Raw genomic sequence first — 15816 nt, 5'->3', positions numbered from 1 at the left:
TAGTTGGCCAGGGGTCAACGGAGCCCCTCCCCATGAGCTTTCTCATCCGTGCCGTCTTCGCCGTCGCCGCCTGCGCCCTGATGGCGGTGGCGGCGGTGCTGCTGGTCTACGCCCCCTATACGGCGCTGCGCGAGGGGCTCGGCGGCGACACGCTGGTGCATGAGGCGCTGCTCAACATCGTCGGCTATCTCATCGTCGCCATCGCGCTGTTCGACGTCGCCAAATATTTCTTCGAGGAGGAAGTACCGGCCGGGCGGGAGAAGCGCACCGCCGCCGACGCGCGGCGCGGGCTGACCAAGTTTCTCTCCACCATCATCATCGCCATCTTCCTCGAGGCGCTGGTGCTGCTGTTCGAAACGGCGCGCGAGGAGGTCTCGCAGGTGATCTACCCGGCGCTGCTGGTGGGGATCGGCTGCGTGGCACTGGTGTCGCTCGGCCTGTTCCAGCGCTTCAGCGCCTCGGTGGAGCGGCAGGTCGGGCCGGAACGGGGTGCGTCGGCGCAGGAGGGCGCAGAGATATCCCATGCCGAGATCCCGGCGCCGCTTGCATCGCCGGGATCAAATCGCTAGAGAGACAACGCCTCACGGCGTCGGAGCGTAGCGCAGCCTGGTTAGCGCACTAGTCTGGGGGACTAGGGGTCGGAGGTTCAAATCCTCTCGCTCCGACCATTATTTCCTTGATCCCGTTGCCTGATTTGCCGCGTCTCGCTGCGAGGCGCAGGCTGGCGGCGCGGCGGGAAATCCAGAGATCGCCGCTCCGGCGGTCGGAAAGTCCCGAAACAAGCCCCGAAATGTTCCGCCGGATTCGGCGCCGCGCATTCATGTACGCCGCCGTTCGGACGTCTCGGTCTTTGCGGGCTGGCGAGCGCTGTTCGCCTGCTCCCCGATCGCCTGCCCCTGCAGTAACGGCAAGCGAGCATGGCGCTTCCCGCGCTTTCTCCGTGCCACGCGGCCGCATCGCTTCCGGGCCGAGGCAGGGATAGGATGGCGCGCCGATCCCGGAACGCCTGTGGAGCCGATCGCCATGCGCCGTTTCTCCCTGCTGCTGTTCGCCGCCGGCCTGCTGGCGGTGCAATCCCATTCCTCGGTTGCCGAATCTCCCTCCCGCGCGACGGTCGCGGTGGTGGAATTCCAGTACATCGACACCTCGGGAGAGGCGCGCGACCAGACGGCCGACCACCGGGCCCGCCTGAGCACCTTCATGAACGCCCTGCGGCAGGATATTGCCGGCAGCGAGACATTCCGCGTGGTCGCCCTGCCGTGCCAGAATTGCGCGCTCACGGACGCCAACGCGTCGGAGTTCCGGGCTGCGGCCCAGCGGGCCGGCGCCGACCTCCTGCTCGTCGGCGGTATCCAGAAGATGAGCACCCTCGTGCAATGGGCCAAGGTGGCGCTGGTCGATGTCCGGACGGACCAGAAGATCCTCGAGCGCCTCTATACGTTTCGCGGCGACACGGACGAGGCGTGGCGCAATGCGGAGAGCTTCATCGCCGCGCAGATCACGTCGCTATATCCGCGCGTCGGCGAGAAATGATCCGTCTCGGCGAGGGCGGTTCCCCCGCATGGCGGCTGAGCGATGTGCCGAGATGCCCGAAGGGAAGAGCGCCCGCTGGACTGTGAAACATACCCATGAGACGCTTCGGGCGTCGGGAGCGAGACGATGAAACCAGCGGGCTTTTCACGGCTATTGGTCGGTGTCGGGGTGATGCTGGGCAGCGGCGGCGCTTTCGCCGAGCCGACGCCGCAAACCACGCTCGATCCGCAGATCTCCGCGACGCTGGCCCGGATGATCCGCTCGTTTCAGTTCAACTGCCCGGCCGCGAAGACCGCATCGGAAGAAAAGAAAGGCCAATATGGCCGGGTGCTGCACGTCTTTTGCGGTCCGGCCGGGAAGAACGGCGTGTACAACAATGCCGGCTTCCGCGTGACGTTTCGCGACGACGACCGGTTTACCGTCGAGCCCTGGCGGTAGGGCTGCCGACGCACCTATCCGCGGGCGTTCGGCCTGAAGCGACGGGATCGGCGTCACGAGGCGCGGCCGCGGGGCATCGTCGTCGCGGGCGATCGAACGGACGAGCCCCTGCCTTTCCGACAACCTGGATTTGTGAGTTCCAAGCTTCAACAGCTCTATGTGGTAATCGGATCGCCAATCGCGGGGGGTGAACTTCGCGATATCGTCATGCCTCATCGAGCCATGCCGATCATGCGCCAGCCATCCCGTGCCGGCCCGCACGGCAGGAGGGATGGGCACTCGCTCGCGGTGCCGGAATGCCGTGGGGCGGGATGTCCCGAACGCCCGCCATGCCGATCGAGGGCATATCCCGGCGAACATCTTCCTCCATCCTGCCGGCATGGCGCGTAATAGCGTGGTTGAAAAGAAGTTCGGTTCAAAATTACGCCCACATCCGTTGCGGAATACCGCTTTGAAACGTGGTGTCCGGCTAATAATTGAACGATAGGCGGAAATAAAAATCGCCAATAAATTAGGAGGAAATTATGCCGAATCTCACTCTGGACAGTCCTGTCAAGGTGTTGACCGTTCGCGAGGGCGACCTCAACGCCACTCTGGCGGAGGCCCTGGAAATGATTGACGAAAATCCCGCGTGGCATGTGGAGATACCCGCCGATTTCGTGCCGCATGGGGGAGATGTACTTGGGCCCAATCAGGTGAAGCAGCTGGCCAGGGATTTGCGGCGGAACTAGTCTGGAGCGACCCGGCAGCCCGGAGGTGAAAGGCCGCTTCCGGGCGGTTCGCTGGCCGATGTCCTTATGTACGTCGAGGTGGAAGCCGTAGGCGCGCAGGCCGTCGAGGTGGACGCGTCTTGCTTTCCGCATCGTCAGGAACCGCATCCCGATCCTTGCGTTCAACCTGTGTCGAGCAGAGGAGAAATGCAGATGGATGAGGTCTTTCTGACGACGACCGAGACGCCGGGCGGCATGCAGGAGCGCGGCACGGTCCGCCCTGAGCGGCGCGCGGACCACGACATCTATGAGATCGTCGGTACGGAAAATGCCTGGCACGTGGTCTATGGCGGCGCGGCCGGAATGGCTTATGTCTCCAAGGAGGCGGCCTTCGAAGCGGCCGTCGTCGCGGCGACGAACGCGTTGAGGGATGGCAACGAGGTGACTCTCCATGTCCCCGCACGGGTGCCCGAGTCGGGGATACCCGGTGAGGTCGTGGCCGGCCGTCCCGCGAACTAGATCGCCCGCAGTGAACACGGATGCCCCGGCCGTCTCGGCCGGGGCATTTGCATGTCGTCCGTGCCGATGGCTTCGGACGGGGGCGGCACGATCCGTCGCCACATCGCCTATCCGACGCTTTATTGGCAGCTGGCCCGAGGTGCCGCGTGACCGCGCAGGGTCGGGGCGGGCGCCCGAGGCCCGACGCGTGCGGCCATGGTGAGCGAAAAGAGCGGGCACCCGAAAAATGGTATTTCCGCCGCGATTCCCCGTAGATGCGGTCCGCTACCAGGTCGTTTTCACAAAGTAATCGCTACGACGTCGCTGTCGTCGCGCGGCGGTGCAGCATGCAATTACCTTGCGTGCGTGGGAACCGGGGCGCAACCTGCCGCAGTCTGATCAATTCGGCTGGGGATTCTCAATGGAACAGCTTCTGATCAACCTCGTCGCCGGTGCCCTGGGCGGCAATGCCATCGGGAAGGCGGCACCCACCTTCGATCTCGGCACGCTCGGCAACACCATCGCCGGACTGGTCGGCGGCGGCGTGCTCGGCCAGCTGGTGCCGCTGGTGCTGCCGGCGATCCAGGCATCGATGGCGAGCGGCGAATTCAACATCGGCAGCGTGATCGCCAATGTGGTCTCCGGTGGTGCCGGCGGCGCGATCCTCACGGCGATCATCGGCGCGATCAAGAACAGGTCGGCCTGACGGCGCCGTCGCGACATGGGGGAGGGGTAGGACAACGTCGCCGTCGGTGGCGGTGCCGTGCCCTGCACCGGATGGAGCGCCGCCGCCGGATCGTGACCGGCGATGTCCGCCCGGCATGCCGCGCCGGTTGGCGGGCTCACATGAGGTTGAGCACGATGGCGGCCAGCACCAGATAGCGGCCGAGCTTGGCGAGCGTCACCAGCGCGAGGAATATCGGGAAGGGTTCGCGCATCACTCCGGCGACCAAAGTGAGCGGGTCGCCGACCACCGGCGCCCAGCTCAGCAGCAGCGACCATTTTCCGTAGCGACGATACCAGTCCTGCGCGCGGGCGAGCTTGTCGGGGCTGGCGGGAAACCACGGGCGATCGGCGAAGCGCTCGATGAAGCGGCCGAGCCACCAGTTCACTACCGAGCCGAGGATGTTGCCGACGCTGGCGACGGCGATCAGCAGAGCCACCGGCTGCGCGCCGGCGACGAGGAGGCCGGCGAGCACCGCTTCCGACTGCATCGGCAGGATGGTGGCGGCGACGAGGGCGGAGAGGAACAGTCCGGCATAGGCAGCGAGATCGATCATCGGCGCCTTATAGCCAATCCGCCGCGCCTGTCGCCAAATTCAGGCGGTCATTCCCGGACATCGCGGCCTGCCGTGGCGGAGCCGGGCGCCCCGTTCTGGCCCGTCGCGTGCACGGCGCTCGGAGGATGGCTGCCATGCTCATCCCGCTGATGCGGGTTCCATGGCATCCACTGGGGTAATTGCTCTGCGCCAAATGCATTGCTGGGGCGCGGGATTTTCGCTTCTGTCATGCTGCGTCGCACACTATGTTCCTCGCATCCCTGCTGCTGTGCAGCATAGGGCAAAGAGGAGAACAACATCATGCAGATCGAAAAGATCGGCATCGCCTTGCGGACGGCCTTTGCGCGTCGCCGCCAGTATCGCCAGACGCAGCGCGAGCTTGAGGCCTATAGCGACCGTGAGCTCGGCGAGCTCGGCTTCAGCCGCGCCGACATCCACGATATCGCCATGCAGTCCGCCGCGAACGTTCCGCAGGAAGCGCTGCAGCGTCGTCTGCGCCTTGTTACGGCTATCTGAGTACCGCTTTTTAGCGTTTCAGCTCCGCGCAATGCGCATGGCTAAGATCGAGGTTGCCGCGGCGTTGCCGGCGGCGACGCAAATTCGGTCTCGCGCTCGATCCTGAGTACGTCCGCTGGCCGGGCGAAGGGTTCGGGTGCCGGCTGGTCCGGTCGTCGCGGGCGGCCGACGCGCCGGAAGACGTCTTCCAGGCCGTTCGGCACGATCAGCCAGGTGAAGACGAGATTCTCGTCGCCCTCGTTGACGAACAGATGGCGACGGTGGCGGCCGAGGAAGAAGGCCGATCCCGGTCGCATCGGGTGCTCGACCCCGTCGATCACCGCGCGCCCACGCCCGTGCAGCACGAAGATGATTTCTTCGCTGCGGTCATGGGCGTAGTCGCGCACATGGCCGCCCGGCGGCACCGTCTGGGTGCCGAAGCCGAGCGGCTGCTCCATCGCCACCAGATCCGGGGCGAACATCACTTCGACATGGCCGTTGGCCGGCATGGGCTGCCAGTAGCTGGCGGCCTCGCCGGGCTGGCAGACCCTCACCGCGCCCGCCCGCATCTCGCCGGCTTCGGGCTCCGCGAGCCCCTCGCGCGCGTCGCGCCTGTGCTCCGACATGGTCCAGCTCCCGCCGTCGCGCCGAAGATGAACCCTGCCGTCCATGTAGGAACGGCCGGCGCGGAGCGGAAGGCGCCCCCACCGTCATCCGGCGATCAGTCGCGGAAATAGGCGGGCCAGCGGGCGCGCAGGTCGGGAGTGAAGGCGAGCGATTTCGACAGATGGGTGCGCAGCGCCGCCTGCGCCGCGCCGACATCGCCGGCGGCAATTCCGGCGACGATGGCGCGATGATCGGCGATCACCTGCTCGGCCTTGCCGGGAATCGGCAGGTGCAGCCGACGGATGCGGTCGATATGGCCGGCATGCCGGCGCGCCAGAACCCACAGGTCAGGCACCCCCACAGCCTCGAAGAACAGCCGATGGAAGTCGCGGTCGGCGACATGGAAGGCCTCGAGGTCGCCCCGACCGAGCAGCGTCGCCTGGATGTCGATGGCGGTTTCCAGCCGTTCGGCCACCGGCCGGCGCTCGGCGTCCGGCAGCGAGGCAAGCGTGCGCACCGCCTCCTGCTCGATGGAGCGGCGCAGGAACTGCGCCTGCCGGGCGAGCTTCAGGTCGATGGGGCTCACCACGGTGGCGTGCTGCGGGAAGATCTCGACCAGCGATTCCTCCTGCAGCCGCAGCAGCGCATCGCGTACCGGCGTCGAGGAGAAGCCGAACAGCTCCTGCAACTCGGCGCGCGAGATCACCGTGCCGGGAGGCAGCTGGAGACTGACGATCCGTTCGCGCAGATAGTCGAATACCTGCGGCGCGGCATGGCGATGGGGATCGCGGGAGGGGCGTGGAATCGCGGTCACGTTCATGGGCGCCAGCCTACACCAGCCTTGGCTTGACTTCACTGATGCATTAGCGCTTTAGTGCCTTCACGCTTAAGCAGCCCATCCCGCACAGACGGGAGTTCGAGGGGAGGCACGAGGCCGCGCCAACGGTCCGCCTCCACCCGGTCCAATCGGACGATCAGGAGGAAACATGTCCCACGCGCTTCTTTCCCGCTTGCTGTCCCGCCGCACCGCGCTCGCGGCGCTGTCGGCGCTCGCCGCCGGCCCGCTGATGCTGCCGGCGCAGGCCTATCCCGACCGCCCGATCACCGTCGTGGTGCCGTTCCCGCCTGGCGGCGCCTCGGATTCCACCGCCCGCCTCATCGCGGCGAAGATGCCGGAGACGCTCGGCCAATCGGTGGTGATCGACAACCGGCCGGGCGCCAACGGCGCCACCGGCGCGCAGCATGTGAAGAATTCGCCGGCCGACGGCTACACGCTGCTCGTTGGCTCGATCGGCGTGTTCGCCATCAACCCGGCGCTCAATCCGGCCCTTGGCTACGACCCGAAGACCGATTTCGACCTCATTACCGTGGCGGTGCGCACCCCCAATGTGCTGGTGGCGACGCCTTCCTTCCCGGCCAATTCGGTGAAGGAACTGGTCGACTACCTGAAGAAGAACCCGGACAAGGTGACCTTCGCCTCGTCGGGCGTCGGCTCCTCCGACCATCTGACGGCGGCGCTGTTCTGGCAGAAGACCGGCACCTCCGGCATCCACGTGCCCTACAAGGGCGGCGGGCCGGCCATCGGCGACCTCATCGCCGGCCATGCCGACGTGTCGTTCCAGAATCTCGGCTCTGTCGCCAACCACATCAAGGCTGGCAAGCTGAAGGTGCTGGGCGTCACCGCCGCCGCCCGCAACCCGGTGCTGCCGGACGTGCCGACCATGAAGGAGGCCGGCGTCGACGGGCTCGACGTCTATTCCTGGCAGGCCGCCGCCGCGCCGAAGGGGCTTCCCGCCGACGTGAAGGCGAAGGTGGTGAAGGCGTATGCCGCCGGCCTCGCCGCGCCCGACGTCAAGGCGAAGTTCAACGAGATGGGCTTCGAGGTGGTCGCCAATACGCCGGAGGAATTCGCCGCCTTCCAGAAGGCGGAGGAGGCCCGCTGGCGCGAGGTGGTGAAGGCAGGCAACATCGTCACCCAGTGAGCCCGCGCCCCGTGGTCCGTTCCCCGGAGGGCGCGCCGCGCCCTCCGGTTCCTCCGACAGGTGCCTCATGAACGCGCATCCGAAGAACCATTCTGCCAAGACACCTGCCGCCAAGACACCCGACCAGCTGCGCAGCGCCCGCTATTTCGCCCATGACGATCTGCGCAGCTTCGGCCATCGCTCGCGGCTGCGGCAGATGGGCTACGCGCCGGAGGACTGGGTCGGCAAGCCGGTGATCGGCATCCTCAACACCTGGTCGGACTTCAACCCTTGCCACGGCCATTTCAAGGACCGGGTGGAGGACGTGAAGCGCGGCGTGTTCCAGGCCGGCGGCTTCCCGCTGGAGCTGCCGGTGCATTCGGCCTCCGAGACCTTCCTCAAGCCGACCTCGATGCTCTACCGCAACATGGCGGCGATGGAGGTGGAGGAGGGCATCCGCGCCCATCCCATCGACGGCGTGGTGTTGATGGGCGGTTGCGACAAGTCGACCCCCGCTCTGCTTATGGGCGCCACCAGTGCCGGGGTGCCGGCGATCTACCTGCCGGCCGGGCCGATGCTGCGCGGCAACTGGAAGGGCAAGACCCTTGGTTCCGGCTCGGATGCCTGGAAGTTCTGGGACGAGCGCCGCGCCGGCAATATCGACGAGAAGGCTTGGGGCGAGATCGAGGGCGGCATCGCCCGCTCCTTCGGTCATTGCATGACCATGGGCACCGCCTCGACCATGACCGCCATCGCGGAATCGGTCGGCATGACGCTGTCCGGTGCCTCCTCCGTGCCGGCGGCGGATGTCGGGCACAATCGCATGTCGGCGGCCTGCGGCCGGCGCATCGTCGAGATGGTGTGGGAGGACCTCACCCCCGCCCGCATCCTCACCCGCCCGGCCTTTGAGAACGCCATCACCGTGGCGATGGCGATGGGCTGCTCGACCAACGCCATCATCCATCTGATTGCGCAGGCGCGCCGCGCCGGGGTGGACATCGGCCTCGACGATTTCGACAAGGCGAGCCGCAGCGTGCCGGTGATCGCCAATGTGCGCCCGAGCGGCGATGCGTATCTCATGGAAGATTTCTACTTCGCCGGCGGCCTGCGCGCGCTGATGACGCGGCTGACGGAGTTCCTGCATCTCGACGCGCTGACCGTCACCGGCCGGACGCTCGGCGAGAACATCGCCGGGGCGGAGGTCTATAATGACGACGTCATCCGCACGGTGGACAACCCGATCTATGCCGAGGGTGCGCTGGCGGTGCTGCGCGGCAATCTGGCGCCGGATGGCTGCGTCATCAAGCCGAGCGCCTGCGCGCCGCATCTGCGGGTGCATACCGGGCCGGCGCTGGTGTTCGACGACTATCCGAGCATGAAGGCCGCCATCGACGACGAGGATCTCGACGTCACGCCGGACCATGTGCTGGTGCTGCGCAATGCCGGGCCGCTCGGCGGGCCGGGCATGCCGGAATGGGGCATGCTGCCGATCCCGAAGAAGCTCATCAAGCAGGGCGTGCGCGACATGCTGCGCCTGTCGGATTCGCGCATGAGCGGTACCAGCTACGGCGCGTGCATCCTGCATGTGGCACCGGAGAGCTATGTCGGCGGCCCGCTCGCCCTGCTGCGCACCGGCGACCTCGTCAGCGTCGACGTGCCGAACCGGCGCATCGACATGCAGGTGGACGAGGCCGAGCTCGCCGCCCGCCGCGCCGCGCTGGTGCCGCCGCCACCGCATTACGAGCGCGGCTATGGCTGGATGTTCTCCCGCCACATCAAGCAGGCGCATGAAGGCTGCGATTTCGACTTCCTGGAAACCTCGTTCGGCGCGCCCGTCGGCGAACCCTCGATCTATTGAGAAGGATTTCTTCCGTGGAACTGCCCGCCAACCACTTCAAGCGCGGCCTCTATGCCGGTGAGCAGCAGATCGGCCTGTGGTGCAGCCTTGCCAGCCATGTGAGCGTCGAGATCCTCGCCGGCTCCGGCTATGACTGGCTGCTGATCGATACCGAGCACTCGGCCAACGAGCTGCCGATGGTGCTGTGCCAGCTGCAGGCGTGCATGGAGAACCGGGTGCAGCCGATCGTGCGCCCGCCGGTGAACGATCCGGTGTGGATCAAGCGCTTCCTCGATGCCGGCGTGCAGAGCTTCCTGCTGCCGATGGTGGAGACGGCCGAGGACGCGGCGGCGGCGGTGGCGGCCACCCGCTACCCGCCGGAGGGCATTCGCGGCTTCGCGGCGAGCGCCCGCTCATCCCGCTTCGGCCGGGTGAAGGACTATTACGCCCGCGCCCAGGAGGAGATCTGCGTGCTGGTGCAGATCGAATCCAAGCGCGGCATGGAGAATCTGGAGGCGATCGCCGCGGTGCCGGGCGTCGACGGCGTGTTCATCGGGCCGGGCGATCTGTCCGCCGCCATCGGCTATCTCGGCGACCAGGGCAATGCCTATGTCGTCGATCTCATCGTCCAGCTCATCGGCCGCATCGGTCAGGCCGGCAACCGCGCCGGTATCCTCACCGGCGACGAGACGCTGGCCAAGCGCTACATCGAGGCCGGGTGCCTGTTCACCGCCGTCGGCTCCGATGTCGGCCTGCTGGCGCGCGGCTCGGAAGCCTTGAAGAAGCGCTTCAAGCTGTGAGCGGCATCGGTTCGCCGCCGATCAGTTTACCGCATCGTCCATGATGTTGAGAATCAACACGTTCTTGGCGATGTCGTTGATCGAGGGCGAGGCCTTGGAATCGAGATTGATGCCGGGATATTTCGCCTGCAGCGCGCGGGCGAGCCGGTTCGCGGCGTCGCCGACGCCGGGGTGGTAGGACAGCGCGTTGCGCAGCGGCTGGAACACCTCCGCCGCCGAGACGTCGACATTGAACCCCGCCGCCTTGGCGACATTGGCGAAGCGCTCCAGCTTCGCCTTGTCGATGGAGGCGGTGGCGAAGATCCGCACCGTATAGGTGACGGCGGGTGGCGGTGCCGGTTCTGCCGCCGCGGGCTCGGGGGCCGGTGCTTCCGCCGTGGCCGGTGCCGGCGGCGCGGCGGCCGGTTCGGAATTCGGGGTCGTGTCAGTGGCTTGCGCAGCGGGTGCCGCGTCCGGCGCCGCCGCAGCCGGTGGTTCCGCCGCCGGAGCCTGGGCGATCTGCGGCGAGGCGGCGGACGCCGCCTCGGTCGTCGTGGTAGGCGCGGCCAGCTGTGCCGTCCGCAGCCGCGCCACCTCCTCGCGCAGCGGCACCAGCGTCATCACCACATAGATGAGCAGGCCGGCAATGGCGGCGATCAGCGCCAGCGTGACATAGGCGAGCAGGTGCGAGGCCGGCTCGGTCGCCGTCTGCAGATGCTGCTGCTCCAGTTCGAGCCGTTTCAGCTCCACCTTGAGCTTCTCGATCTCGATCCAGCGCTGGAACGCCGCCGGATCCTCCGGCGGGGTGCGGCCGGCCTTGGGCGGCGCCGGGCGTGGCGGGGAGGGCGGCGAAGCCGCTGCGGGGCGTGCCGCCTCCGCCGGTGCAGGGCGTGGCGCTTCGGTCGGCGCGGGGCCATTGCCGTTGCTGGTATCGAAGGAGGGCTCGCGTTTGTCTGTCATTCTCCAGTCTCCCGTGAGCGGAGCGGCCCGGTTGGGGCCGGCCGGTCTTGCACCAGCCTTTCCTGCATGTAGCCGAATTGACGGTGCGGGGTAAGCGCTACTGCCGCATGGGAGGGATCGACGAGTATGGCGCACGCGCCGGTGCGATTGCCGGGCCGGCCTCTGGCATATAGGACGAACCGGTTGCGTCCCGACGTCCGCGCGACGAACCGACATCCGCTTCGAGGAGCTTCCATGCCCGATCCGTGGCGGCCGAGCCTGTATCTTGCCGGTCCCGAGGTGTTCCGGCCCGACGCGCTGGCGGAGGGCGAGCGGCTGAAGACGGTCTGCGCCGGCCACGGCGCCACCGGGCTCTATCCGTTGCAGGAAGGCGAGGCGCCGGCAAGCGCCGACGACATCCGGGATCACTGCATCGCGCTGATCCGCCGCGCCGACGCGGTGGTGGCCAATATCAGCCCGTTTCGCGGCGCGCATATGGATCCCGGCACCGCCTTCGAGATCGGCTATGCCGAGGCGCTGAGCCTGCCGGTGTTCCTGTGGTCGGAGGATGGCCGCGACCTCGCCCGGCGGATCGTCGCCGATCCCAGCCAAGGCGCGGGGCGCGATGCCGCGGGCTATCTCATCGAGGACTTCGCCAAGCCGGAGAACCTGATGATCGTCCGCGACGGGCAGAAGGTGTTAGCCTCGCCGCAGGAGGCGATCGCGGCCGCCACAGTGGCGCTGGCGGCCTCAGTGGGCGCCCGGCGGGACGAGGCGCGCCACCGGGCGATTCACCGCGATACCCGTATCATGGTAATGGTGGCGCTGGCGGTGAGCTTCGCCGCGGCGCTGGCCGCCGGCTGGCTCGTCGACTGGCTGGCCGGCCGCTGAAGGGGGCGGATGCAGGCTTCGCGGACCAAAGAGTTGCGTCTGGCCTTGCGGCAGCGCGGCGGATGGTCTTGACGGAGGGCGCCGCAGGTTCCTTGATGCCGGCTGATAGGCGGCAGCTTCGCGCCAATCTGGAGACCATGATGACCAGGCATGCAGGCATTCCCCCCGAGACCCTTTCGCATGAGGAGCGGCTCGACCGGCTCGGGCGGGTGGCGGTCGAGGTCGGCCTCGGCCTGAAGCCGGGGCAGGAACTGGTGATCACCGCCTCGCTCGACGCGCTGCCGCTGGTGCGACGCATCACGGAGCACGCCTACAAGGCGGGTGCGACGCTGGTGACGACGCTGTTCTCCGACGAGGAGGCGACGCTGATGCGCTTCCGCAACGCGTCGGATTCCAGTTTCGACACCGCCTCCGGCTGGCTCTACGAGGGCATGGCCAATGCCTTCAAGGGTGGGGCCGCCCGCCTCGCCATCGCCGGCGAGAACCCGTCGCTGCTGGCGCATGAGGACGCCGAGAAGGTGTCCCGCGCCAACCGCGCCCGTTCCAAGGCCTATATGCCGGCGCTGTCACTGATCGCCGGCTTCGACATCAACTGGACCATCGTCTCCTATGCCTCTCCCGCCTGGGCCAAGGCGATGTTCCCGGACGACCCGGAGGACATCGCGGTCGCCAAGCTGTGGCACGCCATCTTCGCCGCCTCGCGGGTCGACACGCCCGACCCGGTCGCCGCCTGGGAGGCGCACAACGAAGAGCTGAACAAGCGGACCGCGCTGCTGAACGACAAGCGCTACGCGGCGCTGCGCTTTCGCGGGCCGGGCACCGATCTTACCGTCGGGCTCGCCGACGAGCATGAATGGGCCGGCGGGGCGTCGGTCGCCAAGAACGGCGTGGTCTGCAACGCCAACATCCCGACCGAGGAAGTCTTCACCACTCCCCACAAGCTGCGTGTCAGCGGCCATGTGGCGAGCACCAAGCCGCTCTCCTATCAGGGCACGCTGATCAAGGACATCCGGGTGCGCTTCGAGGAAGGGCGGATCGTCGAGGCGCAGGCCGCCAGCGGGCTCGATGTCCTCTCCAAGGTGCTCGACACCGACGAGGGCTCGCGCCGGCTCGGCGAGGTGGCGCTGGTGCCGCATTCCTCGCCGATCTCCAAGAGCGGTCTTCTGTTCTTCAACACGCTCTATGACGAGAACGCCGCCAGCCACATCGCGCTCGGCCAGTCCTATTCCAAGTGCTTCGTCAACGGCGCCGACCTGTCGCCCGAACAGCTGGCGGCGCGTGGCGCCAATTCGAGCCTCATCCACATTGACTGGATGATCGGTTCGGGCGAGGTCGACGTCGACGGCATCGCCGCCGACGGTTCCGCCGAGCCGGTGATGCGGCAGGGCGAATGGGCATGAGCGCCGTCCGTGTGCCGGTCGGCGTGCGCCGTCGCCGGAGTGCGGCTTCCTGATGTCGACGAACTGTGCTGAAGTCGTGCGGCGCGGGGGCTATAGGGGGAACTCGCGCGGATCGGGAGACGTATCGTGAGGTGTCGCTGGCTTGCCTGGTGGAAGGGCTTGCCCGCCCTGGCGCTGCTTATCGTGGCGGCGGTGGTGTTTGCGCGCGCTCCCGCCGAGCAGGACCTGACGCAACGGGCCGAGGCGCTGCTGGTCAATATCGGTGAATCCTGGGCGCATGCGAGCTTCGACGGCCGCGACGCCAAGCTGGAAGGCGAGGCGCTCTCCGAGGAGGCGCGGGTCAAGGTCCGTACCGAGCTGGCCGCGTTGTCCGGCGTGCGCAGCATCGAGGACCGTACCACGCTGCTGCCGGAGCGCCGGCCCTTCACCTTCTCGGTGGTGCGCGACGGCTCCAAGCTGCATCTCTCCGGCTATGTACCCTCGCGCTGGGCGCGCAAACGCATCGTCGAGGCGGCGGCGCAAATGGCGCCCGGCGTGGTGGTCACCGGCGACAAGGAGCTGACGCGGGCGCGCGGCGTGCCGGCAGGCGACTTCGCCGGGGTGGTGATCTTCGGCATCCAGCAGCTGGCGAAAATGCCGTCCGGCCGGGTGACGATCGCCGACAATTCCTTCTCCATCGAGGGGCGGGCACCGGATTTCGCCACCTATGACGCGCTGGAAGTGACGGTGCGCAGCGAGTTGCCGGCGGATTTCGACCTTGCCCGCTTCGCCGTGCTGCCGCCGGCGGTGGCGCCCTTCGTCTGGTCGGCCGAGCGCGAGCAGGATGGGGTGAAGCTCTCCGGCTACATCCCGCTTGGCGACGCGCGCCGCGCTTTGCTCGATCTCGTGCGCAGCGCCGTGCCGGGGGCGGCGATCTCCGACCAGCTGCGCCTCGCCGACGGCTCGCCGCCGACGCAAGGCTGGCTGAAGGCGGTGGCCTTCGCACTCGACCAGCTCGGGCGGTTGCCGGACGGCAAGGTCGCGCTGTCGGGAATGACGATCTCGATCGAGGGCACGGCGCCGGATTTCGCCTCCTATGACGCGCTCGCCGGGGCGCGGCGCAACCTGCCCGAGGGCTACACGCTCACCCGCTTCGCTGTGGAGCCGCCGACCGTCTCGCCCTTCATCTGGGGCGTGCTGAACGGCGCGAGCGGGCTGCGGCTGACCGGTTTCGCGCCGTCCGAGAATGCCAAGAAGCTCGCCCTCGACGCGGTGCGCGCCGGTTTCCCCGGCCTGCCGGTCAGCGATGAGATGCGCATCGCCGCCGGCGGCCCGCCGGCCGAGGCGTGGGCGAGCGCCACCGCCTTCGGCATCGCCCAATTGGCGCGGTTGCGCGCGGGCTCGGTGCGCGGCCTCGCCACCACGCTCACCATTTCCGGCGAGGCGGTGGATTCGGCCGCCTATCTGGCGGTCAGCGCCGCGCTGTCGCAATCGGTGCCCAAGGGCTTCTCCCTGCAGAGCGACGTCCGTCCGCCGGTGGTGGCGCCCTATGTGTTCGGCATGCGCAAGGACGGGGAGGGGCTCACCATTTCCGGCTTCTACCCGACGCCGCAGGCGCATGAGCAGATCACCGCCGCGGTCAAACGCTACTTTCCCGGATTGACGGTCAACGACGTCTCGGCGCTGGCGCAGGGCGCGCCGGACGGTTTCGAGGCCGCCGCGCGGCTGGCGCTGCGCGAGCTTTCCCGCCTCGATGCCGGCGAAGTGCGCTTCGACGACCGCAAGCTGCGGCTCACCGGCACGGCCTTCCACAGCGCAGCGGCGACCGCGATCGGCGAGAGCCTGCAGAAGGAGGCGCCGGCGGGCTTCTCGGTCGAGGCCAGTCTCGACGTGCTGCCGCCCCGCGAGACGCTCGACCGCGACGCCTGCCGCCAGGCCGTCACCGCGCTGCTGGAGCGGGGCAGCATCGTGTTCGCCGAGGGCGGTGTTCGCCTCGATCCGGTGAGCTATGGGCTGCTCGACCGGGTGGCGGCGACGGCGACCGGCTGTCCCGACGTCGCCATCGAGATCAGCGTCGCCCATGCCGACATCAATTCCGATCAGGCGGCCGCGCGGGCGCGGGCGGTGATCGACTATCTCGCCGCCGCCGGCATCGCGCCGGAGCGCCTGTGGGTCGGGCCGCTCGGCACGCTGGCGGCGCAGTCGGCCAGCCGCGCCGGGGCGGACGGCGGCATCCTGCTGATCGTGAGGTGACGGCCATGACGTTTCTGGCGCTGGAACTCTGGCCCTATGTGCTCGGCGCGGCGGCCATCGGCCTGCTGACCGGCTGGTTCTGCGGCTGCGCGCCGCGCCGCAGCCGCGCGGCGGCGGATAATGGCGTGGACGCCGAGCTGGGAGCCAAGCCGTGACGGGGTTCGCCGCCGATACCGCGCTGCTGCTGTTCGTCGCCTATGTGGTCGGCTGTGCTGCC

18 protein-coding genes and 1 tRNA gene are annotated in these 15816 nt (G+C 68.1%); 15 read left to right on the top strand and 4 right to left on the bottom strand.

Annotated elements, in window-relative coordinates:
* Positions 1-32 precede the first annotated feature (32 nt).
* The 7 genes from KHC28_RS21310 (at position 33) to KHC28_RS21280 (ending at position 3885) form a co-directional block, all read left to right on the top strand.
* Positions 33-569, top strand: a complete 537-nt coding sequence (locus tag KHC28_RS21310; protein ID WP_214010389.1) for a GNAT family acetyltransferase — start codon at positions 33-35, stop codon at positions 567-569.
* A gap of 21 nt (positions 570-590) precedes the next feature.
* Positions 591-668: transfer RNA gene (locus KHC28_RS21305), tRNA-Pro, on the top strand.
* 355 nt (positions 669-1023) lie between these two features.
* Positions 1024-1533 carry a DUF2380 domain-containing protein gene (locus tag KHC28_RS21300; protein ID WP_214010388.1) on the top strand — a complete coding sequence of 170 codons (510 nt, stop codon included), beginning with the start codon at positions 1024-1026 and terminating at the stop codon, positions 1531-1533.
* 126 nt (positions 1534-1659) lie between these two features.
* Complete coding sequence (locus KHC28_RS21295) at positions 1660-1971, top strand: hypothetical protein (RefSeq protein ID WP_214010387.1); 312 nt, start codon at positions 1660-1662, stop codon at positions 1969-1971.
* Between the two features lie 524 nt (positions 1972-2495).
* Entirely contained in the window at positions 2496-2702 is a 207-nt protein-coding gene (locus KHC28_RS21290; protein ID WP_214010386.1) for a hypothetical protein, read from the top strand.
* Between the two features lie 66 nt (positions 2703-2768).
* Positions 2769-3200, top strand: coding sequence for a hypothetical protein (locus KHC28_RS27900; protein ID WP_312893298.1), 432 nt, complete (start codon positions 2769-2771; stop codon positions 3198-3200).
* Between the two features lie 400 nt (positions 3201-3600).
* The gene (locus tag KHC28_RS21280) at positions 3601-3885 is read left to right on the top strand and encodes a hypothetical protein (protein ID WP_214010385.1); all 285 of its coding nucleotides are present in this window, start codon (positions 3601-3603) and stop codon (positions 3883-3885) included.
* Positions 3886-4021: 136 nt separating this feature from the next.
* Here KHC28_RS21280 and KHC28_RS21275 read toward each other — a convergent pair whose 3' ends face one another.
* Positions 4022-4459 carry a YqaA family protein gene (locus tag KHC28_RS21275; RefSeq protein ID WP_214010384.1) on the bottom strand — a complete coding sequence of 146 codons (438 nt, stop codon included), beginning with the start codon at positions 4457-4459 and terminating at the stop codon, positions 4022-4024.
* 300 nt (positions 4460-4759) lie between these two features.
* Between KHC28_RS21275 and KHC28_RS28040 the strand changes: the two genes are divergently transcribed.
* Positions 4760-4975, top strand: a complete 216-nt coding sequence (locus tag KHC28_RS28040; protein ID WP_214010383.1) for a YjiS-like domain-containing protein — start codon at positions 4760-4762, stop codon at positions 4973-4975.
* Between the two features lie 41 nt (positions 4976-5016).
* On the opposite strand, the gene KHC28_RS21265 is transcribed toward KHC28_RS28040, so the two are convergent.
* Positions 5017-5580: a cupin domain-containing protein gene (locus KHC28_RS21265; protein WP_246565083.1), complete on the bottom strand. Its 564-nt coding sequence runs from the start codon at positions 5578-5580 to the stop codon at positions 5017-5019.
* Positions 5581-5675: 95 nt separating this feature from the next.
* Positions 5676-6380, bottom strand: a complete 705-nt coding sequence (locus KHC28_RS21260; RefSeq protein ID WP_214010382.1) for a GntR family transcriptional regulator — start codon at positions 6378-6380, stop codon at positions 5676-5678.
* 166 nt (positions 6381-6546) lie between these two features.
* Here KHC28_RS21260 and KHC28_RS21255 point away from each other — a divergent pair, with 166 nt between their 5' ends.
* The 3 genes from KHC28_RS21255 (at position 6547) to KHC28_RS21245 (ending at position 10158) form a co-directional block, all read left to right on the top strand.
* Positions 6547-7542 (top strand): Bug family tripartite tricarboxylate transporter substrate binding protein, encoded by a 996-nt coding sequence (locus KHC28_RS21255; RefSeq protein WP_246565082.1) that lies wholly within the window; start codon positions 6547-6549, stop codon positions 7540-7542.
* A 67-nt stretch (positions 7543-7609) separates the two neighbouring features.
* Positions 7610-9379, top strand: coding sequence for an L-arabinonate dehydratase (gene araD, locus KHC28_RS21250; protein ID WP_214010381.1), 1770 nt, complete (start codon positions 7610-7612; stop codon positions 9377-9379).
* A 14-nt stretch (positions 9380-9393) separates the two neighbouring features.
* Positions 9394-10158 carry an aldolase/citrate lyase family protein gene (locus tag KHC28_RS21245; protein ID WP_214010380.1) on the top strand — a complete coding sequence of 255 codons (765 nt, stop codon included), beginning with the start codon at positions 9394-9396 and terminating at the stop codon, positions 10156-10158.
* Between the two features lie 21 nt (positions 10159-10179).
* On the opposite strand, the gene KHC28_RS21240 is transcribed toward KHC28_RS21245, so the two are convergent.
* The gene (locus tag KHC28_RS21240; RefSeq protein WP_214010379.1) at positions 10180-11097 is read right to left on the bottom strand and encodes a hypothetical protein; all 918 of its coding nucleotides are present in this window, start codon (positions 11095-11097) and stop codon (positions 10180-10182) included.
* Positions 11098-11331: 234 nt separating this feature from the next.
* On the opposite strand from KHC28_RS21240, the gene KHC28_RS21235 reads away from it, so the two are divergent.
* The 4 genes from KHC28_RS21235 to KHC28_RS21220 all read left to right on the top strand — a co-directional run bounded on the left by KHC28_RS21235 (position 11332) and on the right by KHC28_RS21220 (position 15754).
* Positions 11332-11967: a nucleoside 2-deoxyribosyltransferase gene (locus tag KHC28_RS21235; RefSeq protein WP_214010378.1), complete on the top strand. Its 636-nt coding sequence runs from the start codon at positions 11332-11334 to the stop codon at positions 11965-11967.
* 140 nt (positions 11968-12107) lie between these two features.
* A complete protein-coding gene (locus tag KHC28_RS21230; RefSeq protein WP_214010377.1) occupies positions 12108-13367 on the top strand; it encodes an aminopeptidase in 1260 nt (419 codons plus the stop codon).
* A 126-nt stretch (positions 13368-13493) separates the two neighbouring features.
* Positions 13494-15599, top strand: a complete 2106-nt coding sequence (locus tag KHC28_RS21225) for an OmpA family protein (RefSeq protein WP_312893297.1) — start codon at positions 13494-13496, stop codon at positions 15597-15599.
* 5 nt (positions 15600-15604) lie between these two features.
* On the top strand, positions 15605-15754 hold the full coding sequence (locus KHC28_RS21220; RefSeq protein WP_214010376.1) for a hypothetical protein: 150 nt from the start codon (positions 15605-15607) through the stop codon (positions 15752-15754).
* The last annotated feature ends 62 nt before the right edge of the window (positions 15755-15816 follow it).

The sequence above is a fragment of the Ancylobacter sonchi genome (genome assembly GCF_018390695.1).
GTDB lineage: Bacteria > Pseudomonadota > Alphaproteobacteria > Rhizobiales > Xanthobacteraceae > Ancylobacter > Ancylobacter sonchi.
The sequence above is the reverse complement of the archived record's forward strand: the minus strand, read 5'-3'. Positions and strand labels throughout refer to the sequence as shown.